The sequence below is a fragment of the Merdimmobilis hominis genome (genome assembly GCF_016901855.1).
Taxonomy (GTDB): Bacteria; Bacillota; Clostridia; order Oscillospirales; family Ruminococcaceae; genus Paludihabitans.
Map to the genome: position 1 here is coordinate 1 of NZ_JACJKY010000071.1, position 512 is coordinate 512.

Genomic DNA, 512 nt, shown 5'->3' on the forward strand with positions numbered 1-512 from the left:
GGTTCGCTGACTCCATAGAAAGGAGGTGATCCAGCCGCACCTTCCGATACGGCTACCTTGTTACGACTTCACCCCAATCGTCAACCCCACCTTCGGCGGCGTCCTCCTTGCGGTTAGACTACCGACTTCGGGTGTTGCCAACTCTCATGGTGTGACGGGCGGTGTGTACAAGGCCCGGGAACGTATTCACCGCAGCATGCTGATCTGCGATTACTAGCAATTCCGACTTCATACAGGCGAGTTGCAGCCTGCAATCTGAACTGGGACTGTTTTTCGGGTTTCGCTTCACCTCGCGGTGTTGCCTCCCTCTGTTAACAGCCATTGTAGTACGTGTGTAGCCCAGGTCATAAGGGGCATGATGATTTGACGTCATCCCCACCTTCCTCCGTTTTGTCAACGGCAGTCTCACTAGAGTGCTCTTGCGTAGCAACTAGCAACAAGGGTTGCGCTCGTTGCGGGACTTAACCCAACATCTCACGACACGAGCTGACGACAACCATGCACCACCTGTC

1 rRNA gene is annotated in these 512 nt (G+C 54.7%); it reads right to left on the reverse strand.

Going from position 1 to position 512, the window contains the following annotated elements:
• Nucleotides 1–18 precede the first annotated feature (18 nt).
• A 16S ribosomal RNA gene (locus H6A12_RS13090) occupies nucleotides 19–512 on the reverse strand; the annotation flags it as partial.